The sequence below is a fragment of the Ruegeria sp. ABD4_443 genome, assembly GCF_056160865.1.
Genome location: NZ_JBSWYA010000009.1, coordinates 119,615 through 138,613, shown reverse-complemented (window position 1 = coordinate 138,613; position 18,999 = coordinate 119,615). Strand labels below are relative to the sequence as shown.

Sequence of the window (18,999 nt, the reverse complement as noted above, 5' to 3'; positions counted from 1 at the left end):
CAATTCCAAACCTCAGATGCCCACCGTCTCTCCGATGCGTCTCCGCCGTTCCCAGCGTCCCAGCAACCGCCTCAGCAGCGCCGGTGAAGGGCGTTCTAAGCATTACAACTATACACCGCAAGCAGAAAAATCAGAAAACCCGAACTTTTACCGAAACTTCTTTTTTATCGTTTAAAAACAATGCAGTGATACACCAATCCCCTTTCGAAAAGGCCGAAGACCAACGACAGGAGTACATAAATTGAAGGTCTGCGCGCAGATACCCGCCGACTCGGATGCGAGTCAGGCGGAATCAACCCGGCGCCAGCGCGCCAGATACGCGCCCCCCGGAAGCCGCAGCGCCAGAAGGCCCAGGATCAGCGCCAGGTAAACCAGCGGTTCGATCTGAAATCCTTTGGCCTGCATCACGAAATGCACGGCGCACAGGATCGCCGCCGGATAGATCAATTGCTGCAGCTTTCGCCACGCTGGCCCCAAGCCCCGAACCGACCAGTTGTTGGATGTAACGGCAAGCGGCAAAAGAAGGACAAATCCGGCCATCCCGACAGTAATATAGGGCCGCTTGGCAATATCCGCCCAAATCTGCGCGGGAACCTGAACATCCAGAACCAGCCACACCAGCAGATGCAGGCTGACATAGCAAAATGTCATGACCCCCAGGGCGCGCCGGAATTTGGTCAGGTTGAGACCGAGATGCCGCCGCGCGGGCGAAACGGCAAGAACCACGATCAGCAATTGCAGGGCAAGCTCTCCATAAGCATGCTCAAGCGACTCGATCGGGTCCACGCCGAGACCCCCGGTCAGGCCTTGGTAAAACCACCAGGGCGCTGGAAGGAACAGCGCCAGGTAGACGACCCAGACGGGAATGCGGCGCAGTATCTTGTTCAGGCTTTCCATCAGCTCAGTAGTTCTTGGACAGATCCATGCCCGCGTAAAGCCCCGCGACCTCTTGCTGATAGCCATTGAACATCAGCGTGGGTTCTCGTTTGGCAAACAGGCCGCCGCCAATGCGCCGTTCGGTCGCCTGGGACCAGCGGGGGTGATCCACCTTGGGGTTCACGTTGCTGTAAAACCCGTATTCGCGCGGGTTGGCCATGTTCCAGCTGGTCGGCGGTTCGGCCTCGGTCAGGGTAATCCGCACGATCGACTTGATCGACTTGAATCCATATTTCCAGGGCACCACCAGCCGCAGCGGCGCACCGTTCTGGTTGGGGATGGGTTTGCCGTAAATACCGGTGGCCATGATCGTCAGCGGGTGCAGGGCCTCATCCAGGCGCAACCCCTCGCGATAGGGCCATTCAAGGACGGGATACCGGACGCCCGGCATTTCATCCGGGCGATACGCGGTTTCAAAGGCGACATATTTTGCGCCATCCTGGACCCCGGCCATATTCAGCAAATCCGCCAGTTCGAACCCGTTCCAGGGAACCACCATCGACCAGGCCTCGACACAGCGGAACCGATAGATCCGCTCTTCGATGGTCATTTCCGACAGGATGGCGGCAAAATCATATGTTCCGGGGCGGTCGACAAGGCCGTCGATTTCGATGCTCCACGGCTCGGTCGTCAGCGACCCGGCATAAAGGGCGGGGTCCTCTTTGCGGGTGCCGAATTCATAATAGTTGTTGTAAGAGGTGATCTCTTCCCAACTGTTCGGTTCAAGCTCAGACTGAGCCAGCGCGGACCCGGCCGCAGATGCAAGCCCGGCACCAGCCATTCCGGCGATGACCTGCCGCCGATTCAAAAACGCACCCCTTGGGGTGACGTCGGCATGCGTCAAAGTATTGGTCCAGCGATGCGCCATCTAAATCTCCGTATTCAGTCGCCCCGGTTCCGAGGTAACCCGTTCCTAGCACAGCACCAATGCAAACTGGCTCACGATTGAGCGACCGGATTGTAACGTGCCGGGCCACGGAAAACCCGGCGGACCGGTTGGACCCCTGGCATCCCGGCAAGGAATGTGTTGGCAACCGGGCCGGTTTTTATTATCGCGGGAAACACCTGAAAGCAGAACAAAAGGCCTGACCTGTGAGTGTTGCCGGCGCCATCCTCTTTTCGCTGTCCATATTGTGGCGATACATACTGACCTTTCCAATCCTGCTGATCGGGCTGTTTCTGTTCGGGTTTGCAGGCGGCCTGATTGGCGCGCTGATCGGGTTCATTATTCCGGGCGCCTCGGTCTTGGCCACGACCCTGGTCAGCACGACATCCAGCATGATCCCGATCCTGGTCGGGGCCCGGCTGGGGTTTCAGGCCCGCCACATCCGGCCCAGTATCGGCCTGCGCAAATTGATCGTTCCGGCGCTGGCCTATGGAGTTGCCGAGATGGCGGCGATCTTTCTGTTTCTGGCCCCGGCCTTTTGGCTGGTGCTGTTGTATTTCGCACCGGCCCTTGCGGATCTGACAAATGACGCAGGCGTGTCGGCGGACGCTGCCTTGGCCGCCGTGGGGCCGGGCCTGATGCTTGCGGCTGGCGGGCTTGTGGTATTGGGCGTCACGGTGGCTTCGGGCGTCCGGGCCTGTCTTCTGGTTCCGGTGGCATCCGCCGCCATAGGCCGCGACCCCGATGACCGGCCTTATACACCATTCAGAAACTTCGGCGCGGCGTTCTGGCCGCTATTTGCCACCGTGGCGCTAAGCTATGTCGCGGCCCTGTTCCTTTATGTTGCAACCTTCGCCGCCTTTTTCTTTCTGATACCAAGCGGCGCGCTTGAGGCAGAGTTGCGCGCAATCGACGAGATGGTTCAGGGCACCAGGCCGTTCCAACCGCCCTGGACGGTGATTGCGCTTGTCATCTGCTATGTCGTGATCGGCCTCTGGACACTTAGCCTGCAATGCGCGGGTGCGGTGCTTGCCTATCTCGGGCTGCGGACAAGCCCGCAACCGCTGCAACCAGATACCGACCCGCGTCCGGCCACGCCGCAACCCGCGGCACAATCCGGCGCGCGCATGTCTGCCGAAGAATTGCGCGCCCTGCGCAAAAGCCGCCAAAACGGCGGCTAGCTGTTGGCGGTGCTAAAAGGCCCGCCGAAATGGGCGGGCCTTACGCTATTTCTTGGTGGTCAGTGAACCACGGCATCATCCGGCCTTGGCCTCTCGGACGTGCCCAACCGGTCGCCGATGATCAACCCATCAGCGCCCGTAGTGACCGGGACAGTCTCGCCATCCTTGATCTCGCCGGCCAGCAACGCCTCGGCCAGCGGGTTCTGCAAGGCGCGCTGGATCACGCGCTTCAGCGGACGTGCACCAAAGACCGGGTCATAGCCTTCGTTGGCCAGCCATTCCTTGGCGCCCTCGTCCAATGCCAGCTCAATCTTGCGGGCCGCCAGACGTTTTTGCAGACGCGCCATCTGGATATCCACGATGCCATCCATATCGGCCCGCTTGAGGCGGTCAAAGATGATGGTTTCGTCCAGACGGTTCAGGAACTCGGGCCGGAAATGCGCACGGACCGCATCCATCACGTCGCGCCGCGCCTGTGCGCTGTCGGCGCCTTCGGGCAACTGGCTCAGCGCCTGGCTGCCAAGGTTCGACGTCAGGATGATCAGCGTCTGCTTGAAATCCACGGTGCGGCCCTGACCATCGGTCAGCACGCCATCATCCAGAACCTGAAGCAGCACATTGAACACATCCGGGTGCGCCTTTTCGACCTCATCAAACAGCACGACCTGATAGGGCCTGCGCCGCACGGCTTCGGTCAGCACACCGCCTTCGTCATACCCGACATAGCCCGGAGGGGCCCCGATCAGACGGGCGACCGCGTGTTTTTCCATGAACTCGGACATGTCGATGCGCACCATCGCGTTGTCGTCGTCAAAGAGGAAGTTCGCCACCGCCTTGGTCAGTTCGGTCTTACCCACACCGGTCGGGCCCAGGAACAGGAACGAGCCCAGAGGGCGACCCTCGTCATTCAGGCCCGCACGCGCACGGCGCACGGCGTTGGCCACGGCGGTCACGGCTGCATCCTGACCGATCACGCGGGAATGCAGATCGTCTTCCATCCGCAACAGCTTTTCGCGTTCCCCTTCCAGCATCTTGGCGGTCGGGATACCGGTCCAGCGTTCGACCACTGACGCGATCTGCGCCGGGCGCACCGTTTCCTCAGCCATCATGGCGTTGCTTTCGGCATTTTCAGCCTCGATCAGCTTTTTCTCAAGCTCGGGGATGACGCCATAGGACAGCTCGCCCGCTTTGGCGAGGTTCCCTTCGCGCTTGGCGATCTCAAGGTCAGCGCGCGCCTTGTCCAGCTGTTCTTTCAGATCCCGCGCACCGGCCAGCTTGTCGCGTTCGGCCTGCCATTGGGCGGTCATCTCGGCGGATTGCTCCTGCAGATCGGCCAGATCCTTTTGCAAGGTTTCCAGACGGTCCTTGGATGCCGCGTCGTCCTCAAGCTTCAGTGCCTCTTCCTCGATCTGCATCTGCAGGATCTGGCGATCCAGCTGATCCAGTTCCTCGGGCTTGCTGTCCACTTCCATCCGCAGACGCGACGCTGCCTCATCGACCAGGTCGATGGCTTTGTCGGGCAGGAACCGGTCGGTGATATAGCGATGCGACAGGGTCGCCGCCGAGACCAGCGCCGAGTCGGAAATCCGCACACCATGGTGCAGCTCGTACTTCTCTTTAATACCGCGCAGGATACTGATCGTGTCCTCGACCGTCGGTTCGGTGACCATCACCGGCTGGAACCGGCGCGCAAGGGCCGCGTCTTTTTCCACGTATTTGCGGTATTCATCCAGCGTGGTCGCACCGATACAATGCAGCTCACCCCGGGCAAGCGCAGGCTTGATCAGGTTGGCGGCATCCATCGCACCGTCGGATTTACCGGCACCGACCAGCGTGTGCATCTCGTCGATGAACAGGATGATCTCACCGGCGGCCTCGGTCACTTCGGTCAGAACGGCCTTCAGGCGCTCTTCGAACTCACCGCGATATTTCGCACCTGCAATCAGCGCGCCCATATCCAGCGCAAGCAGCTTTTTGTCCTTCAGCGATTCCGGCACGTCACCGTTGACGATGCGCAGGGCCATGCCCTCGGCGATCGCGGTCTTACCGACGCCGGGTTCCCCGATCAAAACCGGGTTGTTCTTGGTGCGACGCGACAGAACCTGCATCGAGCGGCGGATTTCCTCGTCCCGCCCGATAATCGGATCGATCTTGCCTTCGGCCGCGGCCTCGGTCAGGTCGCGCGCGTATTTCTTGAGCGCGTCATAGCCTTCCTCAGCCGAGGCGCTGTCAGCGGTGCGGCCTTTGCGGATATCGTTGATGGCCTCGTTCAGTTTCTGGGCAGAAACGGCCCCGGCCTCCAACGCATCCTTGGCCTTGGATTTCACCATGCACAGCGCCATCAGAACACGTTCAACCGGCACAAAGCTGTCGCCCGCCTTGGTTGCGATTTTCGCGGCCTCGTCCAGAACCTTGGCGGTCTGGCCATCCATGTAAATCTGGCTGTTGTCGCCGCTGACCTTGGGGATCTTGCCCATCGCGGCGTCCAACGCCTCGACCACGCGGCCCGGCGCGCCGCCCGCGCGCGTGATCAGGTTGCTGGCCAGCCCCTGATCGTCATCCATCAATGCCTTGAGTATATGTATGGGCTCCAGCCTCTGGTGCCCGTCGCGCAGCGCAATTGTCTGCGCCGCTTGCACGAATCCCCGTGCCCGCTCGGTGAACTTGTTCAAGTCCATAGGTCTCTCCTTTTCCAAGCGCCCCGTTTTGACATGCCCGCCAGGCGGCACAGGTCGGTTGAGGCCTCACATTCAATTTGGGAAATATCCGCGCGTCTTCAAGAGGGTATGGCGCAGAAATCGCCTCTATTCGCGCGGAATCGTATAGACGGTATAGCCGCCGGTCTCGGCCACTTGCTGCGCGTCATGCATATCGACCAGCGATTGCGCCGCGTCGCTGCCGGTCGGGCACGAAACCAGATCCGCGGTGTGGTCAAGGAAATTGCCGGTAAAGGCTGTCTCACCCGTCAGTTGACACCAGTCATCCTCGGACCGGTAACCGCCAACCAACCGAAGATCGTCATTGGTCGGCGCCGGCGCGGCGCCGCTGTCCTGACCGGCGGTATGGGTTTCGTCACAGGATGCCAGCGCAACAAGAGCGCCCAGTAAAACCAGCTTTTTCATTTTCTGTCCCTTACATGGAAAAATTACCGTCAATGCCGGGCATGGTATCACAAAATGAAACGCCCCGCTTCGGACTTCGCTGATGGACAGGCTGGCCCGAACCCGTTAGGACGCAGACGTTTGCCAAAAAGGAGCGCCCCCATGTCCGACGACCGCCTGATTGTTGCCCTTGATGTCCCCAACGCCCTGCAAGGCCTGGCCATGGCCGAACGCCTTGGCGACAGCGTCTCTTTCTACAAGATCGGGCTGGGCATGCTGACCGGCGGCGGGCTGGCCCTGGCCAATGAGCTGAAACAGGACCATGGCAAGCGCATCTTTCTGGACATGAAGCTGTTCGACATCGGCAACACCGTTGAAAACGCGGTGCGCGGACTGGCGCAGTTCGATCTGGATTTCCTGACCGTGCATGGCGACCCGCACGTGGTGCGCGCCGCCAAGGAAGGGGCGGCGGGCACGGACCTCAAGATCCTCGGCGTCACGATCCTGACATCGCTGAACCGCGACGATCTGGACGCCAGCCTGCTGAAAGAGGGCGATGTGCAGGATCTGGTCGTCGAACGGGCCGCCCGCGCGCTTGAGGCCGGGGCCGACGGCGTCATCGCCAGCCCGCAAGAGGCCGCGCTGATCCGCGCCCTGCCCCAGGCCAAGGACCGCCTGATCGTGACCCCCGGCGTCCGCCCGTCCGGCGCCGCCCTGGGCGATCAAAAGCGCGTGGCAACACCTGCGCAGGCCATCGCGGACGGCGCGGATCATATCGTTGTCGGCCGCCCGATTTACCAGGCACAAGACCCCAAAGCCGCAGCGCAGGCGGTTTTGGACGAATTGAATTCCCTGAACGGCTAGCCGCCGGAACACCAAAAATACGCGGCAAATTCACCGAGCTTTGGCGCACAACCGCTTGACGTTACGGCAATTTGGGCGCCGCGAGGTGCCAAATTGCCGCTGTGCCCCAAAATACACATACAAAATGCGAGTTTCGGGCGTGCGGCCTTGGCCCTATCGAAAACGCAAAATTTCGGGAATTCTGGGCGGAATACACTCCCCGACGGACCGTTTCTTCCTGAGGTTCGTTACCTTTCCCCCCGCCACTTAGCGGGGGGCTTTCTTTGCAGCACCCCGCACATGATCGGTCTTTTGCCCGCAGCAACGGGTGATATACTATCGGCTCACCGAATTTCGTAACCGCCCATACCCGCATTGGAATGGATTGGATGCCCGGTCTCTGCCGCGATTGCCTGACCCGTTTTGACGACCATCGGCGCTGTCCTGAATGCGGCAGCCCAAGGGTCAAGATGCATCCTGAACTGTTCGACCTGACCATCGCGCATATGGATTGCGACGCCTTCTATGCGTCGGTCGAGAAACGAGACAACCCTGATCTGGCGGACAAGCCCGTGATCATCGGAGGCGGCAAACGCGGCGTGGTTTCGACCGCCTGCTATGTCGCGCGTATCCGCGGGGTGCGTTCGGCAATGCCGATGTTCAAGGCCCTGAAACTTTGCCCGGACGCGGTGGTCATCAAGCCGCGCATGTCGGTCTATGCCGAAGTGTCGCGCGACATCCGCGCGATGATGGATGAGCTGACACCGGATGTCGAACCCTTGTCGCTGGACGAGGCTTTCATGGACCTGTCGGGCACCCAGCGGCTGCATGGGGCACCCCCGGCGGTCATGCTGGCCAGGCTGGTCAAGCGTATGAAAGACGAACTGGGCCTGACCGGGTCAATCGGGCTGAGCCACAACAAGTTTCTGGCCAAGGTCGCATCGGACCTTGATAAGCCCCGTGGGTTTTCGGTGATCGGGCAGGCCGAAACCGCAGATTTCCTGTACGACAAACCGGTGCGCCTTATCTGGGGCATTGGCCCCGCGGCGCAAGATTCGCTGGATCGCGCCGGGATTCGCACCTTTTCCGATCTGTTGCGCTGGGACCGCGAGGCGCTGACCGCCCGGTTCGGCTCGATGGGCTATCGTTTGTGGCACCTTGCGCGCGGGCAGGACAAACGCAAGGTCTCGGCGCATGAGCCGATGAAATCCATAAGCAACGAAACCACCTTTTTCGAGGATACCGCCGACCCCGACATTCTGGACGGGCACCTGTGGCGCATGGCCGAAAAGGTTGCCGACCGCGCCAAGGCAAAAGGCCTGGCCGGTCGGGTTGTGACGCTCAAGCTGAAACGCGCCAATCACAGCCTGCTGACCCGCCGCGTATCGCTGCGGGACCCCACGCAAATTGCCGATCGTGTCTATCGCACCGCACGGGGGTTGTTCGATCAGGTCGGCGAACAGGGCCCGTATCGCCTGTTGGGCTGTGGGCTGTCAGATCTGTGCCCCGCCGATCAGGCTGACATTTCGGGCGACTTGCTGGACCCCGGCGCGACCCAAAGATCACAGGCCGAGCGGGCGACCGACGAAATCCGCAAGAGATTTGGCACCGACGCCATCGTGAAAGGCCGCGCGCTGCGCTGACCTTATTCGGCAGCCAGCCGGGCGGGCGAGGCGCCGATGCCGGCAATCTCGGAAATAACCTGCCGCAGGGCCGCACGAAAGGCATCGAAATTCTGGTTCGGTTCGATTCGGGCCTCATCCATGTACAGGGACCGGTCAATCTCGATCTGGATCGCGTGCTGATGCCGACCGGGGCGGCCATAAGTCTGCGTCACATAGGCTCCGGCAAAGGGCGTGTTGCGGGCGACGTTCAGACCAGCCGCGACCAGTGACGATTCGATCTGATCGACGATTTCCCCGGCGGCCGAGGCGCCAAACCGGTCGCCCAGCACGATATCGGGGCGCTTGCCATGCGCGTTGCCTGCCATGGCCACCGCCTCGCGCGGCATCGAATGGCAATCAATCAGGATCGCCTGCCCAAAGGCATCGTGCGATTCGGCAAGCAGCGCCTTCAGTTTCGCGTGATAGGGGCGCCAATAGGTATCGATGCGCAGACGCGCTTCGTCCATTGTCAGCTTGCCCCGGTAAATTGCGCGCCCATTTGCCACCACGCGGGGAATCACCCCAAGCCCGGACGCGACCCGCGGGTTATGCCCATGCCTGCGCGCGCCCTGAATCAAGGCCGGGTCCAGCTCATCCGCGCTGCGGTTCAGGTCAAGATAGGCCCGCGGAACCGAAGCGGCGAGCAACGGGGCGCCAAATTCGGCCGCCGGGCTGAACAGCTTATCGACAAACGCGTCTTCCGAGGATCGAATCACGTTGGGGTTCAACACTGTCTGCCTCAGCATTGCCTCGGGATAGGCCCGGCCGCTATGAGGGGACGAGAACACCAGGCACGAACTGCGTTTTTCGGGCATTTCCAGTGTGAAGGCAGCGTTGGGCATGGTGTCTCCTTGTTCGCATTGAACATAGACCAGTAAAATTGTTCTTCCAAACCCCTTGATCCCCCCAACGACTCCTTTTATAGACCCCGCTACCGGCGCGGGTATCCGCGCCCCATTTCGTTATGGGGCAAGTCTCGCAAAGGTCTCATGGGCGGTTAGCTCAGCGGTAGAGCACTTCGTTGACATCGAAGGGGTCACAAGTTCGATCCTTGTACCGCCCACCATGATTCATTGCCTCGGGCTTCCGGGGCACCCGACTAACCCAGGCGCTGGCCACGTCCTTGATGAAGGCGCCGCAGATTGGAGACAGACCATGAAGGTCAAGAACTCGCTCCGCTCGCTCAAGAACCGGCACCGTGATTGCCGTATTGTGCGTCGCAAAGGCCGCGTCTACGTGATCAACAAGACGCAGCGCAAGTTCAAAGCTCGCCAGGGCTGAGAACGTCTGACAAGACAAGCTAAAGACCGCGCCTTTGGGTGCGGTTTTTTTGTGCCCGGGCCCCGGATTGCGCGCCGACCCACGGCGAGAGCGAAGCGAACCTCTGCTATGGGCCAGATGCGTATGACCCTTGCTTTTCCCACGGATTTGTTTAATTGACTTTTTTACTCGGATACCCATTCGAAGCCAGTTACCAAATTGGGAAAAGCCATGCTCAAATCTTCTGCCTTCATCACCGCCGCGTTGACGGCGCTGCTTGCCACCTCGGCCTATGCCGAGGGCGAACTGAATCTGTACTCGTCGCGCCATTACGACACTGATGACAAGCTTTATGGTGAGTTCGAGGAACAAACCGGAATCACGATCAACCGGATCGAAGGCAAGGCTGACGAGCTGATTGCCCGTATGGCCGCCGAGGGCAAGAACTCGCCCGCCGACATTCTGGTGACCGTCGACACGTCGCGCCTGACGCGCGCCAAGAACGCGGGCATTCTTCAATCCATCGACAGCGCGGTTCTCGAAGATCGCATCCCCGCGAACCTTCAGGACAGCGACAACCAGTGGTTCGGGTTCTCGCAGCGCAGCCGGATCATCTTTTTCGACAAGGACAAGGTCGCCAACCCGCCGGCGACATATGCCGATCTTGCCGCGCCGGAATACAAGGGCATGGTTTGCATCCGCTCGTCCAGCAACACCTATAACCAGACCCTTCTGGCGTCGATCATTACCCATGAAGGGGCCGAAGCGGCCAAGACCTGGGCCCAGGGCGTTGTCGACAACATGGCCCGCGACCCCCAGGGTGGCGACACAGACCAGCTGCGCGGCATCGTGTCGGGCGAATGCGCAATTGCGGTGTCCAACACCTATTACTTTGCCCGCGCAAATCGCAAGGACGTCAAGGGCGTGTCCGACAGCCTGGACAAGATCGGCTGGGTCTTTCCCAACCAGGACGGCTATGGCGCACATATGAACCTGTCCGGTGCCGGGGTCGCGGCCAATGCGCCAAACAAAGAGAACGCGATTTTGTTCCTGGAATACTTGGCAAGCGATCAGGCGCAAAAATACTTCTCGTACGGCAATGACGAATATCCGGCAGTCCCGACCGTCGAGCTGGCCGAGTCGGTTGCCAACCTGGGCGACTTCAAGGGTGACGAGGTCAACCTGTCCGAAGTTGCGCAGAACCTGCCCGAGGCGCAGAAGATTTTCGATGCGGTCGGCTGGAAGTAATCCACAGACAGGCCGAGCAGTGAAAGGGTGCAGAATTTCTGCACCCTTTTTTGTTGAACCCGTTCAAAATAGGCCGTACCGTTCAGATATGAGAATCTTTTTCATATCAGAACATGCCTGACGATCTCGCGCTGCGCCTTGCCAATCGCCTGGCCGAGCTTCGCCAGGCGCGCAATTGGTCGCTGGATACGCTGGCGACAAATAGCGGCATCAGCCGCGCAACCCTGTCGCGCATGGAAAATGGCAGCGTCAGCCCGACGGCTGAAAACCTGGGCAGGCTTTGCGCTGCCTACGGCCTGCCAATGTCACGCCTGCTGATGATGGTCGAAGACAGTTTTGCGCCCAAGGTCCCCTTTGATCGCCAGGGCGAATGGCGCGACCCCGAGACAGGGTTCACCCGCCGCTCGGTTTCGCCACCGGCATCTGGTCTAAGCGGCGAGGTGCTGGAATGCCATTTGCCGCCGGGAACGACGATTGCCTATGACGTACCGCCCAGAACCGGGCAGGAACATCACGCGATCGTGCTGGACGGAATGCTGACGCTGACCGTGGACAACACCCCCCATGACCTGAGCGCCGGGGATTGCCTGCGCTATCACCTGGCCGGACCCACAAGGTTTGAAACCAGCCCCGAACGGGGCGCGCGATATATCCTGGTGCTGATATGATTTCACAACTGACCAAAGCGGACTGTGATGCGGCCCTCGCCGAACTGACCGAGATATTGCACGCCTGCGTCCATGCGGGGGCAAGCGTCGGATTCATTCTGCCGTTTTCGCAAGGCGATGCCGCCGCATTCTGGACCGACAGCGTCTTTCCGGCGGTGCGATCCGGCGCGCTGGACCTGTTTGTTGCGCGGGATGGGGACCGGATCGTCGGGACCGTTCAGCTGATCCCGTCACAAATGCCCAACCAACCCCACCGCGCCGATGTCGCCAAATTGCTGGTCCATCCGGATGCCCGCCGCCAGGGGTTGGGCCGCAGGCTGATGGGCGTGCTGGAAGACCGGGCGCGATCTGTTGGCAAGTCGCTGCTGGTTCTGGACACACGCAGCACGGACCCATCTTTGATCCTGTACCGGGGAATGGGTTTCAGCGTTGCAGGCGAGATTCCGGATTACTGCGTGAATCCCTTTGATCAACAGCCTGAGCCTACGACGTATATGTTCAAGCCCTTGCGATAACCCGCGCGCAGGTCTCGGGCCAGACCCCATCGCGCCTCGGGCCTGCGGTCAGAACCGCAGGAAGGAAAGCGGGTGCCCTTCTGGCAAGGCATCCGCGTCGGCCGGGATTATGGCCAACCCATCCGCCTGGGCAAGCAGGGCCAGCCGCCCGCTATAGGATGCCGCCATCAGTCGCAGACGGGGCTTTCCGTCCGCCGCGCGACCTTCGATCTGCACAGGGCGAAACTCGGTCCGGCCAGCGTGGCGCATCAAGGGCTCGGCCAGGACGGCTTGCTGGGTCGCAAGCGGAGTATCGGGCAGGCCCGCGCAGCGACGCATCATCTGTGCGCCGATCACCTGCCATGTCACGAAGGCAGAAACCGGATTGCCCGGCAGCCCGACATACAAGGCCGAACCCCGGCACCCGAACATGATCGGCTTGCCGGGTTTCATGGCTACCTTCATGACGTCAAGCGTGCCGCCGATATCGGCAAACACGCGCGGCATATGGTCTTCGTCGCCTACGGAAACACCGCCCGTGGTGACAACCAGATCGCTGGTTTCGCACGCCTCGCGCAGGACCTGACGCAGACGGTCGGGGTTATCTTCGACCGGACCGATATCAACCAGGTCAATCCAGGGCTTTTCCAACAGCGCGGCCAGCATGTACCGGTTCGAATTATAAATTTGACCGGGTGCAAGGGGCTCGCCGGGCTGACGCAACTCGCTTCCGGTCGAAAACAATGTGACCTTCAGCTTTCGAAACACCCTGACGTGCCCATGCCCCGAGGCGGCAAGGGCCGCGACCTCTCGTGGGCCAATTTCCTGGCCCCGTTTCAGCAGGGGCGCACCGGCGGGCAAATCCTCGCCCGCACGGCGGATATGCTGCCCGGGTCTGGGGCGTCGTTTGAATCGGATTGTGTCCTGGGTGACGTCGCAATCCTCTTGCATCAGCACCGCGTCAAACCCGTCGGGAACCGGTGCCCCGGTCAGGATGCGCAAGGCGCTGCCCGCGGGCGCGGCAAGATCACCGGTATCACCGGCCGCAACACGACCGGCCAAAGGCAGCGCATAGACCGCAGCATCGCCTTGCGCGTCAATATCCGCCAGCCGGATCGCATACCCATCCATGGCCGAATTGTCGAAAGCGGGAAGGTCGATCTTGCTGGTGCAATCCAGGGCCAGAACCCGCCCCGTTGCCTGAGGCAGCGCCAGCGTTTCCGTGCCGTCGACCGGCCTGGCCAAGGCAAGGCCGCGGCGCAGGGCCTCGTCCACCGGCAGATAGGCTTGGGCCATGCTGTCACATCCGCACCCATCAGCCATGTTGTTGCTCCAGATGCGCAAACAGCTTTTCGAACTCGACCCGTTCCGCCTCGGCCAGCTTGGGCAAAAATGCCTGCGCTGCGGCGAGATTGGCAGCCGGGTCACCCACGACCAGCAGCATCACCATACCGTGCCGGCCATGCACCCGGCACCGGATTCCATAGACGCCCTGCTGGGTAAAGGTCAGGTCCAATTCCGGTTTCCCGCGAATCTCGAAAGCACGCGCACCTTCCGGGATCATCGCAGGGATCGACGTCACCGTGTGCCGCCCGGTCGAACCTTTGAACCGGACGGTCGCGCCCGCCGGAACCTCAAGGTACCGGGGTTCGAACCGGAAGGCATGGGCCGGTGTGTCCGCATTCGGGTCGATTATCTGGTGCACCACCGACACTTGGGGCAGGTCCTCTGCCATCGTGGTCACGGCGGCCCCGGCCGCTGCGGCGACCAGCATTCCGGCGACTAGCCTGCGCGAGTATTGCATCTATTTCTCCTGCGTCAGACCGAATGCGCCGTGCCCGCAAGCAAATCGGCCAGGGCACTTACAAGAACCGGCCACTGAGATTGCCTGTCCGGGTTTCGCAGCTCGGTCATCAATTCGCGCCCAATTGATCCCAGGGCAGGTTCGGTGTCATTGACATAGGTCACGATCCGCTGTTCCGGATTGGCCAACAAAAAGGGCACGATGGCCGCGCCTGCCTGATCGGGCGCAATGTCCGCCAAAAGCCGCATCGCCGCCTGTCGCACCAGGGCCGAGGCATCGTCCAGCAGGCTGCGCGCCAGGTCCGGGGTCCCGTCCCATCGGGTCAGGACATGCATCGCGTCGATGCGAAACGCGGCGTCGCCGGATTTCAGCATCGCACGCAGCCCGCCGCGCATGGCATCCTGCGGTGGCAAATCCGCCTGCCGCAGCAGCTTTAGCGCCTGTTGCGACATGGTCGTATCCGCGTGCAACAGCCCCTTGGCAATCAGCCCGGCCAGTTGGTCCACCTCAAGTTCGGGGCCCCATCGGGTGATCGACACCGCCAGCGCTGCAAGCGCCTGTTGCGCAATTTCGGCTTCGGGGTCCTGCGCGATTTGGGCCAGACTACCCTGCATACCCGCCACGTCGCCCAACAGCCGGATCGCTGACATGCGGGTGTCCCGCTCGGGCGTCGCCTCTGGGTCGCCCAGTGCCACGCGGCGGCGCATTGGGTGGCGGGTTGCCCGCGCCAGCAACGCCTGTTCGCGCGCGGTCAGGGGGTGGGTTTCAACCTCTGCCGCCTGCTGCGTCATCTGGGCGGCAAGTGCATCATGTCCCAAAATCGCCCCCAGGCTTGAGGTCGGCCCGCTTTCGTCGCCCGCCGACACGTCCAGGCCCGCAGCCCTGAGCGTTTCAATGTCGGTTTGCGGCTCGTCCTCTTGGGGCAGGTCTTCGGCGGCAGAAACCGGCGCCCGCGCCAGGGACAAAAGCACCTCGCGCCCCAATTGCCGGTTCTGTTGCGGGCTGTTGGGGTCGGTCACGATCATCGCGAGTGACCCGGCGGCCTTCAACCGCACCGACCTGAACGGCGCGCGGCAGGCGCGCTGCAACCATTCGACTGCCTCATACCGGGGCGACGATGACAACGCATCGACCACAGCCCACTGAATACGCTCGGTCTCGGGGTCATCGCCGCATCCGGAAAACAGCGTGTTCAGTCGGTCGCCCACCAGATCAGGGGCCAACGCGGCCAAGGAACCCAACGCCTGCGCCGCAACCTCGGGCTGCTGACCGCTGGCGAGGAATTCCAGAACCTGCCAGCGCAGGTCACCTTGGTCGGTGATTGGCACGCTATGGCTCAGCCACCCGATCAGCGCCAATTGCACCTTTGCGCCCGGATCGCGCATCATGCGGTCCAGCATTTCGGGCTCGGAAAAACCCGAATGGTTCAGCGCGGCAATTCGTATGTCTTCGGCGGGATCGGCCAGTGCCTGCGCGACCAGATCCGGGTCTTGGGGCATCAGCGCCTGATAGGCGAGCAGCCTGACCTGAGCATCCGCGTCAGACAGCGCATTGCGCAAAATCGCCCAGGCTTCGGTGCCCCCTACCCCGGCCAGAGCATGCAAGGCACAGTGGCGCAGCCGACGGTTCACCGATCGGGCGAAAACGCCCAATGTCGGCACCGAGGGCGCGCCGATCCGACCCAGCGCCTGACAGGCCACATCACCAAGCGCCTGCCCGTCCTGGTCCATCACGGCGATGACAATGGGTTCAATTGCGGCGGCATCACCCATATGGCCCAGCGCCCGGATCGCTGCAATCTGGATGTCCAGCCAGTCATCCCATTCGTCCCTGTACAGCGCGTCCTCATCCCATGTGATCTGATCGCCACGCCCGGTCACAAGGGTCCGCAGATAAGGCGCGGCCTCTTTGAAATTCAGCGCGGCAAGCGCGTTGACGCAGGCCAGCTTTACCTCGCCGCAGGGATCCTGGATCAGGTTTTCCAACAGGTGAGGTGCAGCCTGATGTACGCCCAGGTCCCCCAGCGCCTGGGCGGCATCCTGCCGGACATCTTCGTCTTCGTCCTGCAAGGCCCCGACAAGCGCGGGGGAGTCGCCCGCGCCCATCGCTGTCAGGGCCTGAATGGCGCGCAGGCGGATCACTTCGTATTCAGACCCGGCCAGTTCCGAGAACCGGCAGATGGCCGCGTCCCGCAGCGAGGTATCACAACGCATGTTCATGTCAGGCGATATCGCGTGGCGCAAAGGACATCGTGCGGAACGACGTCTTGTATGGGCTTGGCCCCAGTTTGCGCAGCTTGGCAACGCCCATCTTGTAGTTGTAATTGCCACTGATCCAATCGACGATCCGCCCTTCAAGCGCGTTCGCGGGTTGCTGCATGTGCAGAAAATCCATGTAGACAACGCTTTTCTTGATGGCGGGCGTGACCATGGCCACGGCGGTAATCGCCGCTTTGGTCAGTTCGATATGCCCGTTCTCCATCAGTTTCGAGAACTGGAAATCGTCGCCTTCCACACCCAGCAGCGTGTGCTTGTTGCCCGGAACGCGTTCCGAATAGACCATCACATAGTCGCCGCTTTCGATGCCGCGCTCGGCCGCATCGTCGGGGTGAATCTCGACCCAGTTCTCGGGCCAGCGCTGCACGATATAGGGGCGGCGGCGGTCGTCAAAACCAGATTGCCAGCGTTCGTTGATCCGGCCCGATGTCGCCCACAGCTCGCCTTGGGTCTTATCCGGCTTGAGCCATTCCCAATAGTCCGAGAACAGACCCCAGGGCGATTTCTGGATGTTGCACTTGCCCGTCTGGGTGTTGAAATGCGTCAGCTTCTTGTTGAACACATCCGCACCTGCCGCACCGGTATCGGGCAGCTTGCGGGTGGTGTCGTGCAAACGCTTGGTTTCGATCAGCGTCACCCCATCGGCATCCAGCATGACCGGGCATTGCACCCCGTCCGTGCCAAATTCACGGACCTTCTGGTGCAGGGTCTTGCCCTCTTTCCCGGCCAGACGATAGACCGCGTGAAAATCCTTGCGCGACCCGCGTGTGAAACGCACCGCCTCTTCGGCGACCTCGTTCGCGTTTTGCCAGTCGAACCCGTCAAAACCCATGCGCGAGGCAAGCTGTGCAATGATCCACCAGTCAGGCTTGGCCGCGCCCGGCGCGTCATAGAATTTCTGGTACAGACGCAGGCGGCGTTCGCCATTGGCGCGCAGGAAATCCTCTTCGCCCCAGGTCGCTGCGGGGAACACGATGTCGGCGTAACGGTTGCCGATCGGGTCCTGCAGATAGATGTCCTGGTTGATCACCACCATACCGCCGCTGTCGGCGCGGGCTTTCAGCGTGTCGATCATCTCTTGCTTGTCAAAGCTGGCGATCTGATGCGGGTTGCGGACGGTCAGGTCCTCGAATTTGTCCGCCAGTTGCTGCGACCCGCACATGGACTGAATCCAGGTGGTGCCGATCACATGTGCCATGCGGGTGTGGCCCGCGATCAGATAGCGGTCGGTATCCATGGCGCGGCGACGGCGACCCGGCAGTTTCTCGGGCGATTTGTTGCGCGGGTATTTCCCACCCTTCACGCCGCCCCGCTGGTGCCCACCGGCGCGGCCAATGACCTGACCCGGACGCCCGCCACAGCCACAGATGATGCCCAGCGCGGAAATCGCCTGTGTGTTGCCGGTATTGTTCGACCAATAAAACCCTTTCTCGATCATGATCGAGGTTTTCGGGCGCGCGCCGTCTGCCTTGGGTTTGGCAAGCCATTCGGCAGCCGTATAGATTTTCTGAAAGTCGATCTCGGCCATGGCAGCAGCTGTTTCAGGCGCGAATTCGTCCTGCGACAGCAGCCACTCTTTCCAATCCTCGAAACCTTTGGTCTGGAACTTGCCCCAGGTCGTACGCCACTGCCACGGGGTGTTGCGGGTGCCCTGACCAAAGCCGGACGAGCTTTCCCAATTGTTGTTGACCCAGTTTTTGATCCAGTCGCTGTCCTCCCAGCCATTTTCCACGATGACGCGGGCAATGGCGTTCACGACCAGCAGGTCGGTGCCGGGAAGGACGTCGATATGCAGTCCGCCCATCTTTTCCGCATGGGCCACACCGGCCGACCGGCGCGGGATCAGATAAATCTCGCGCTGGCCGTTCTGCATCCCCTTCATCATCCACTGGGTATAGAGGATGGTCTTGGTCTCATACGGGTCGGTGCCGCAGACCAACAGGGTTTCCGCATCCCGCCAGTCCTCATAAGACGGGCCGAAATTGTCAAAGCCCGCATCCCGGAACCCGGGGGTCGAGGTTACATCGGACGGCGTGTCGTGAAATGTGAAGTTCGCGGTGTTGATATGGCGCAGCGCGTATTTCGAGATCGCATAGGTGTTCTCGATGTACTGATAGCTGAACGTCTTGACGCCATAGGCATTGGCACCGTGCTGGGCGATGACGTGATTGCCCACCTCGGCGGCAACATCCAGCGCCAGATCCCACGGAACCGGCATCAACGTGCCATAGATCCGCATCAGCGGCGTTTTCAGGCGGTCGCGCGTCGGTGTCTGGGGGTTATAGCATTTCTGCGCGATACATCCCCCCCGCAAAGAGCTGTCACCGTCGGTGTTGACGTGTTTTGCATCCTTGTCCGGAACGATCACCACATGGTGCGGCTGGCCCTTGTGCAGAACTATATTGTGCTGGTTCGGGGCCACCCATGCGCCCAGGGGGGCCACGGGGAAATCCTCGCCAAAGGCATTTTCATCCGCCGACGGACCACCGGACTTAGCCGTCACCGGCCAGCGATAGACCTTGTAGCCACAGGCGACGATGCAATAGTCGCAGGCGGTCGAGATGACCTCGGCCCCCCTGGGCGGCAGCGGTACATTGGTTTCGGGTACGTAATACGGGGTTGCCATGTTTCCGTTCCC

Annotated in this window: 16 protein-coding genes and 1 tRNA gene; 8 read left to right on the top strand and 9 right to left on the bottom strand. The window is 61.4% G+C overall.

Annotated elements, in window-relative coordinates:
• Nucleotides 1-282: 282 nt before the first annotated feature.
• Nucleotides 283-897: a protein-methionine-sulfoxide reductase heme-binding subunit MsrQ gene (gene msrQ, locus ACXAG8_RS16215; RefSeq protein WP_475228871.1), complete on the bottom strand. Its 615-nt coding sequence runs from the start codon at nucleotides 895-897 to the stop codon at nucleotides 283-285.
• 4 nt (nucleotides 898-901) lie between these two features.
• Nucleotides 902-1,804, bottom strand: a complete 903-nt coding sequence (msrP, locus tag ACXAG8_RS16210; protein ID WP_475228865.1) for a protein-methionine-sulfoxide reductase catalytic subunit MsrP — start codon at nucleotides 1,802-1,804, stop codon at nucleotides 902-904.
• Between the two features lie 263 nt (nucleotides 1,805-2,067).
• On the opposite strand from msrP, the gene ACXAG8_RS16205 reads away from it, so the two are divergent.
• Nucleotides 2,068-3,003: a hypothetical protein gene (locus ACXAG8_RS16205; protein WP_475228858.1), complete on the top strand. Its 936-nt coding sequence runs from the start codon at nucleotides 2,068-2,070 to the stop codon at nucleotides 3,001-3,003.
• 59 nt (nucleotides 3,004-3,062) lie between these two features.
• Here ACXAG8_RS16205 and clpB read toward each other — a convergent pair whose 3' ends face one another.
• Nucleotides 3,063-5,681 carry an ATP-dependent chaperone ClpB gene (clpB, locus tag ACXAG8_RS16200; protein WP_475228854.1) on the bottom strand — a complete coding sequence of 873 codons (2,619 nt, stop codon included), beginning with the start codon at nucleotides 5,679-5,681 and terminating at the stop codon, nucleotides 3,063-3,065.
• Nucleotides 5,682-5,807: 126 nt separating this feature from the next.
• Complete coding sequence (locus ACXAG8_RS16195) at nucleotides 5,808-6,125, bottom strand: hypothetical protein (RefSeq protein WP_475228847.1); 318 nt, start codon at nucleotides 6,123-6,125, stop codon at nucleotides 5,808-5,810.
• A 141-nt stretch (nucleotides 6,126-6,266) separates the two neighbouring features.
• On the opposite strand from ACXAG8_RS16195, the gene pyrF reads away from it, so the two are divergent.
• Both pyrF and ACXAG8_RS16185 read left to right on the top strand, forming a co-directional pair.
• Nucleotides 6,267-6,968, top strand: coding sequence for an orotidine-5'-phosphate decarboxylase (gene pyrF / locus ACXAG8_RS16190; RefSeq protein ID WP_475228838.1), 702 nt, complete (start codon nucleotides 6,267-6,269; stop codon nucleotides 6,966-6,968).
• A gap of 368 nt (nucleotides 6,969-7,336) precedes the next feature.
• A complete protein-coding gene (locus ACXAG8_RS16185; RefSeq protein WP_475228835.1) occupies nucleotides 7,337-8,590 on the top strand; it encodes a DNA polymerase IV in 1,254 nt (417 codons plus the stop codon).
• A gap of 2 nt (nucleotides 8,591-8,592) precedes the next feature.
• On the opposite strand, the gene ACXAG8_RS16180 is transcribed toward ACXAG8_RS16185, so the two are convergent.
• Nucleotides 8,593-9,453, bottom strand: a complete 861-nt coding sequence (locus ACXAG8_RS16180) for an N-formylglutamate amidohydrolase (protein WP_475228830.1) — start codon at nucleotides 9,451-9,453, stop codon at nucleotides 8,593-8,595.
• Nucleotides 9,454-9,602: 149 nt separating this feature from the next.
• Here ACXAG8_RS16180 and ACXAG8_RS16175 point away from each other — a divergent pair.
• The 5 genes from ACXAG8_RS16175 to ACXAG8_RS16155 all read left to right on the top strand — a co-directional run bounded on the left by ACXAG8_RS16175 (nucleotide 9,603) and on the right by ACXAG8_RS16155 (nucleotide 12,302).
• Nucleotides 9,603-9,677: transfer RNA gene (locus tag ACXAG8_RS16175), tRNA-Val, on the top strand.
• Between the two features lie 89 nt (nucleotides 9,678-9,766).
• Nucleotides 9,767-9,892, top strand: a complete 126-nt coding sequence (gene ykgO / locus ACXAG8_RS16170) for a type B 50S ribosomal protein L36 (protein WP_008755722.1) — start codon at nucleotides 9,767-9,769, stop codon at nucleotides 9,890-9,892.
• A gap of 210 nt (nucleotides 9,893-10,102) precedes the next feature.
• Entirely contained in the window at nucleotides 10,103-11,119 is a 1,017-nt protein-coding gene (locus ACXAG8_RS16165) for a Fe(3+) ABC transporter substrate-binding protein (RefSeq protein WP_475228825.1), read from the top strand.
• 113 nt (nucleotides 11,120-11,232) lie between these two features.
• Nucleotides 11,233-11,787 (top strand): helix-turn-helix domain-containing protein, encoded by a 555-nt coding sequence (locus ACXAG8_RS16160; RefSeq protein WP_475228818.1) that lies wholly within the window; start codon nucleotides 11,233-11,235, stop codon nucleotides 11,785-11,787.
• Nucleotides 11,784-12,302 (top strand): N-acetyltransferase family protein, encoded by a 519-nt coding sequence (locus ACXAG8_RS16155; protein ID WP_475228811.1) that lies wholly within the window; start codon nucleotides 11,784-11,786, stop codon nucleotides 12,300-12,302. Before ACXAG8_RS16160 ends, ACXAG8_RS16155 begins: the two co-directional genes overlap by 4 nt.
• A gap of 48 nt (nucleotides 12,303-12,350) precedes the next feature.
• Here ACXAG8_RS16155 and ACXAG8_RS16150 read toward each other — a convergent pair whose 3' ends face one another.
• Genes ACXAG8_RS16150 through ACXAG8_RS16135 form a run of 4 tightly spaced genes read right to left on the bottom strand, consistent with a single transcriptional unit; the run spans nucleotide 12,351 to nucleotide 18,987 of the window.
• Nucleotides 12,351-13,604: a molybdopterin molybdotransferase MoeA gene (locus ACXAG8_RS16150; protein ID WP_475228807.1), complete on the bottom strand. Its 1,254-nt coding sequence runs from the start codon at nucleotides 13,602-13,604 to the stop codon at nucleotides 12,351-12,353.
• Nucleotides 13,597-14,085, bottom strand: coding sequence for a plastocyanin/azurin family copper-binding protein (locus ACXAG8_RS16145; RefSeq protein ID WP_475228801.1), 489 nt, complete (start codon nucleotides 14,083-14,085; stop codon nucleotides 13,597-13,599). The genes ACXAG8_RS16150 and ACXAG8_RS16145 overlap by 8 nt, the downstream gene beginning before the upstream one ends.
• 14 nt (nucleotides 14,086-14,099) lie before the next feature.
• On the bottom strand, nucleotides 14,100-16,304 hold the full coding sequence (locus tag ACXAG8_RS16140) for a HEAT repeat domain-containing protein (protein ID WP_475228796.1): 2,205 nt from the start codon (nucleotides 16,302-16,304) through the stop codon (nucleotides 14,100-14,102).
• Nucleotide 16,305: 1 nt separating this feature from the next.
• On the bottom strand, nucleotides 16,306-18,987 hold the full coding sequence (locus tag ACXAG8_RS16135; protein ID WP_475228792.1) for an arsenate reductase (azurin) large subunit: 2,682 nt from the start codon (nucleotides 18,985-18,987) through the stop codon (nucleotides 16,306-16,308).
• Nucleotides 18,988-18,999: the final 12 nt, after the last annotated feature.

Bases quoted from the DNA above. Each gene is read 5' to 3' on its own strand.
- ACXAG8_RS16135 (WP_475228792.1), bottom strand. From the start codon at position 18,987: ATGGCAACCCCGTATTACGTACCCGAAACCAATGTACCGCTGCCGCCC.
- ACXAG8_RS16140 (WP_475228796.1), bottom strand. From the start codon at position 16,304: ATGAACATGCGTTGTGATACCTCGCTGCGGGACGCGGCCATCTGCCGG.
- msrP (WP_475228865.1), bottom strand. From the start codon at position 1,804: ATGGCGCATCGCTGGACCAATACTTTGACGCATGCCGACGTCACCCCA.
- ACXAG8_RS16180 (WP_475228830.1), bottom strand. From the start codon at position 9,453: ATGCCCAACGCTGCCTTCACACTGGAAATGCCCGAAAAACGCAGTTCG.
- ACXAG8_RS16165 (WP_475228825.1), top strand. From the start codon at position 10,103: ATGCTCAAATCTTCTGCCTTCATCACCGCCGCGTTGACGGCGCTGCTT.
- ACXAG8_RS16150 (WP_475228807.1), bottom strand. From the start codon at position 13,604: ATGGCTGATGGGTGCGGATGTGACAGCATGGCCCAAGCCTATCTGCCG.
- ACXAG8_RS16160 (WP_475228818.1), top strand. From the start codon at position 11,233: ATGCCTGACGATCTCGCGCTGCGCCTTGCCAATCGCCTGGCCGAGCTT.
- ACXAG8_RS16145 (WP_475228801.1), bottom strand. From the start codon at position 14,085: ATGCAATACTCGCGCAGGCTAGTCGCCGGAATGCTGGTCGCCGCAGCG.
- ACXAG8_RS16155 (WP_475228811.1), top strand. From the start codon at position 11,784: ATGATTTCACAACTGACCAAAGCGGACTGTGATGCGGCCCTCGCCGAA.
- ykgO (WP_008755722.1), top strand. From the start codon at position 9,767: ATGAAGGTCAAGAACTCGCTCCGCTCGCTCAAGAACCGGCACCGTGAT.
- pyrF (WP_475228838.1), top strand. From the start codon at position 6,267: ATGTCCGACGACCGCCTGATTGTTGCCCTTGATGTCCCCAACGCCCTG.
- ACXAG8_RS16185 (WP_475228835.1), top strand. From the start codon at position 7,337: ATGCCCGGTCTCTGCCGCGATTGCCTGACCCGTTTTGACGACCATCGG.
- ACXAG8_RS16195 (WP_475228847.1), bottom strand. From the start codon at position 6,125: ATGAAAAAGCTGGTTTTACTGGGCGCTCTTGTTGCGCTGGCATCCTGT.
- clpB (WP_475228854.1), bottom strand. From the start codon at position 5,681: ATGGACTTGAACAAGTTCACCGAGCGGGCACGGGGATTCGTGCAAGCG.
- msrQ (WP_475228871.1), bottom strand. From the start codon at position 897: ATGGAAAGCCTGAACAAGATACTGCGCCGCATTCCCGTCTGGGTCGTC.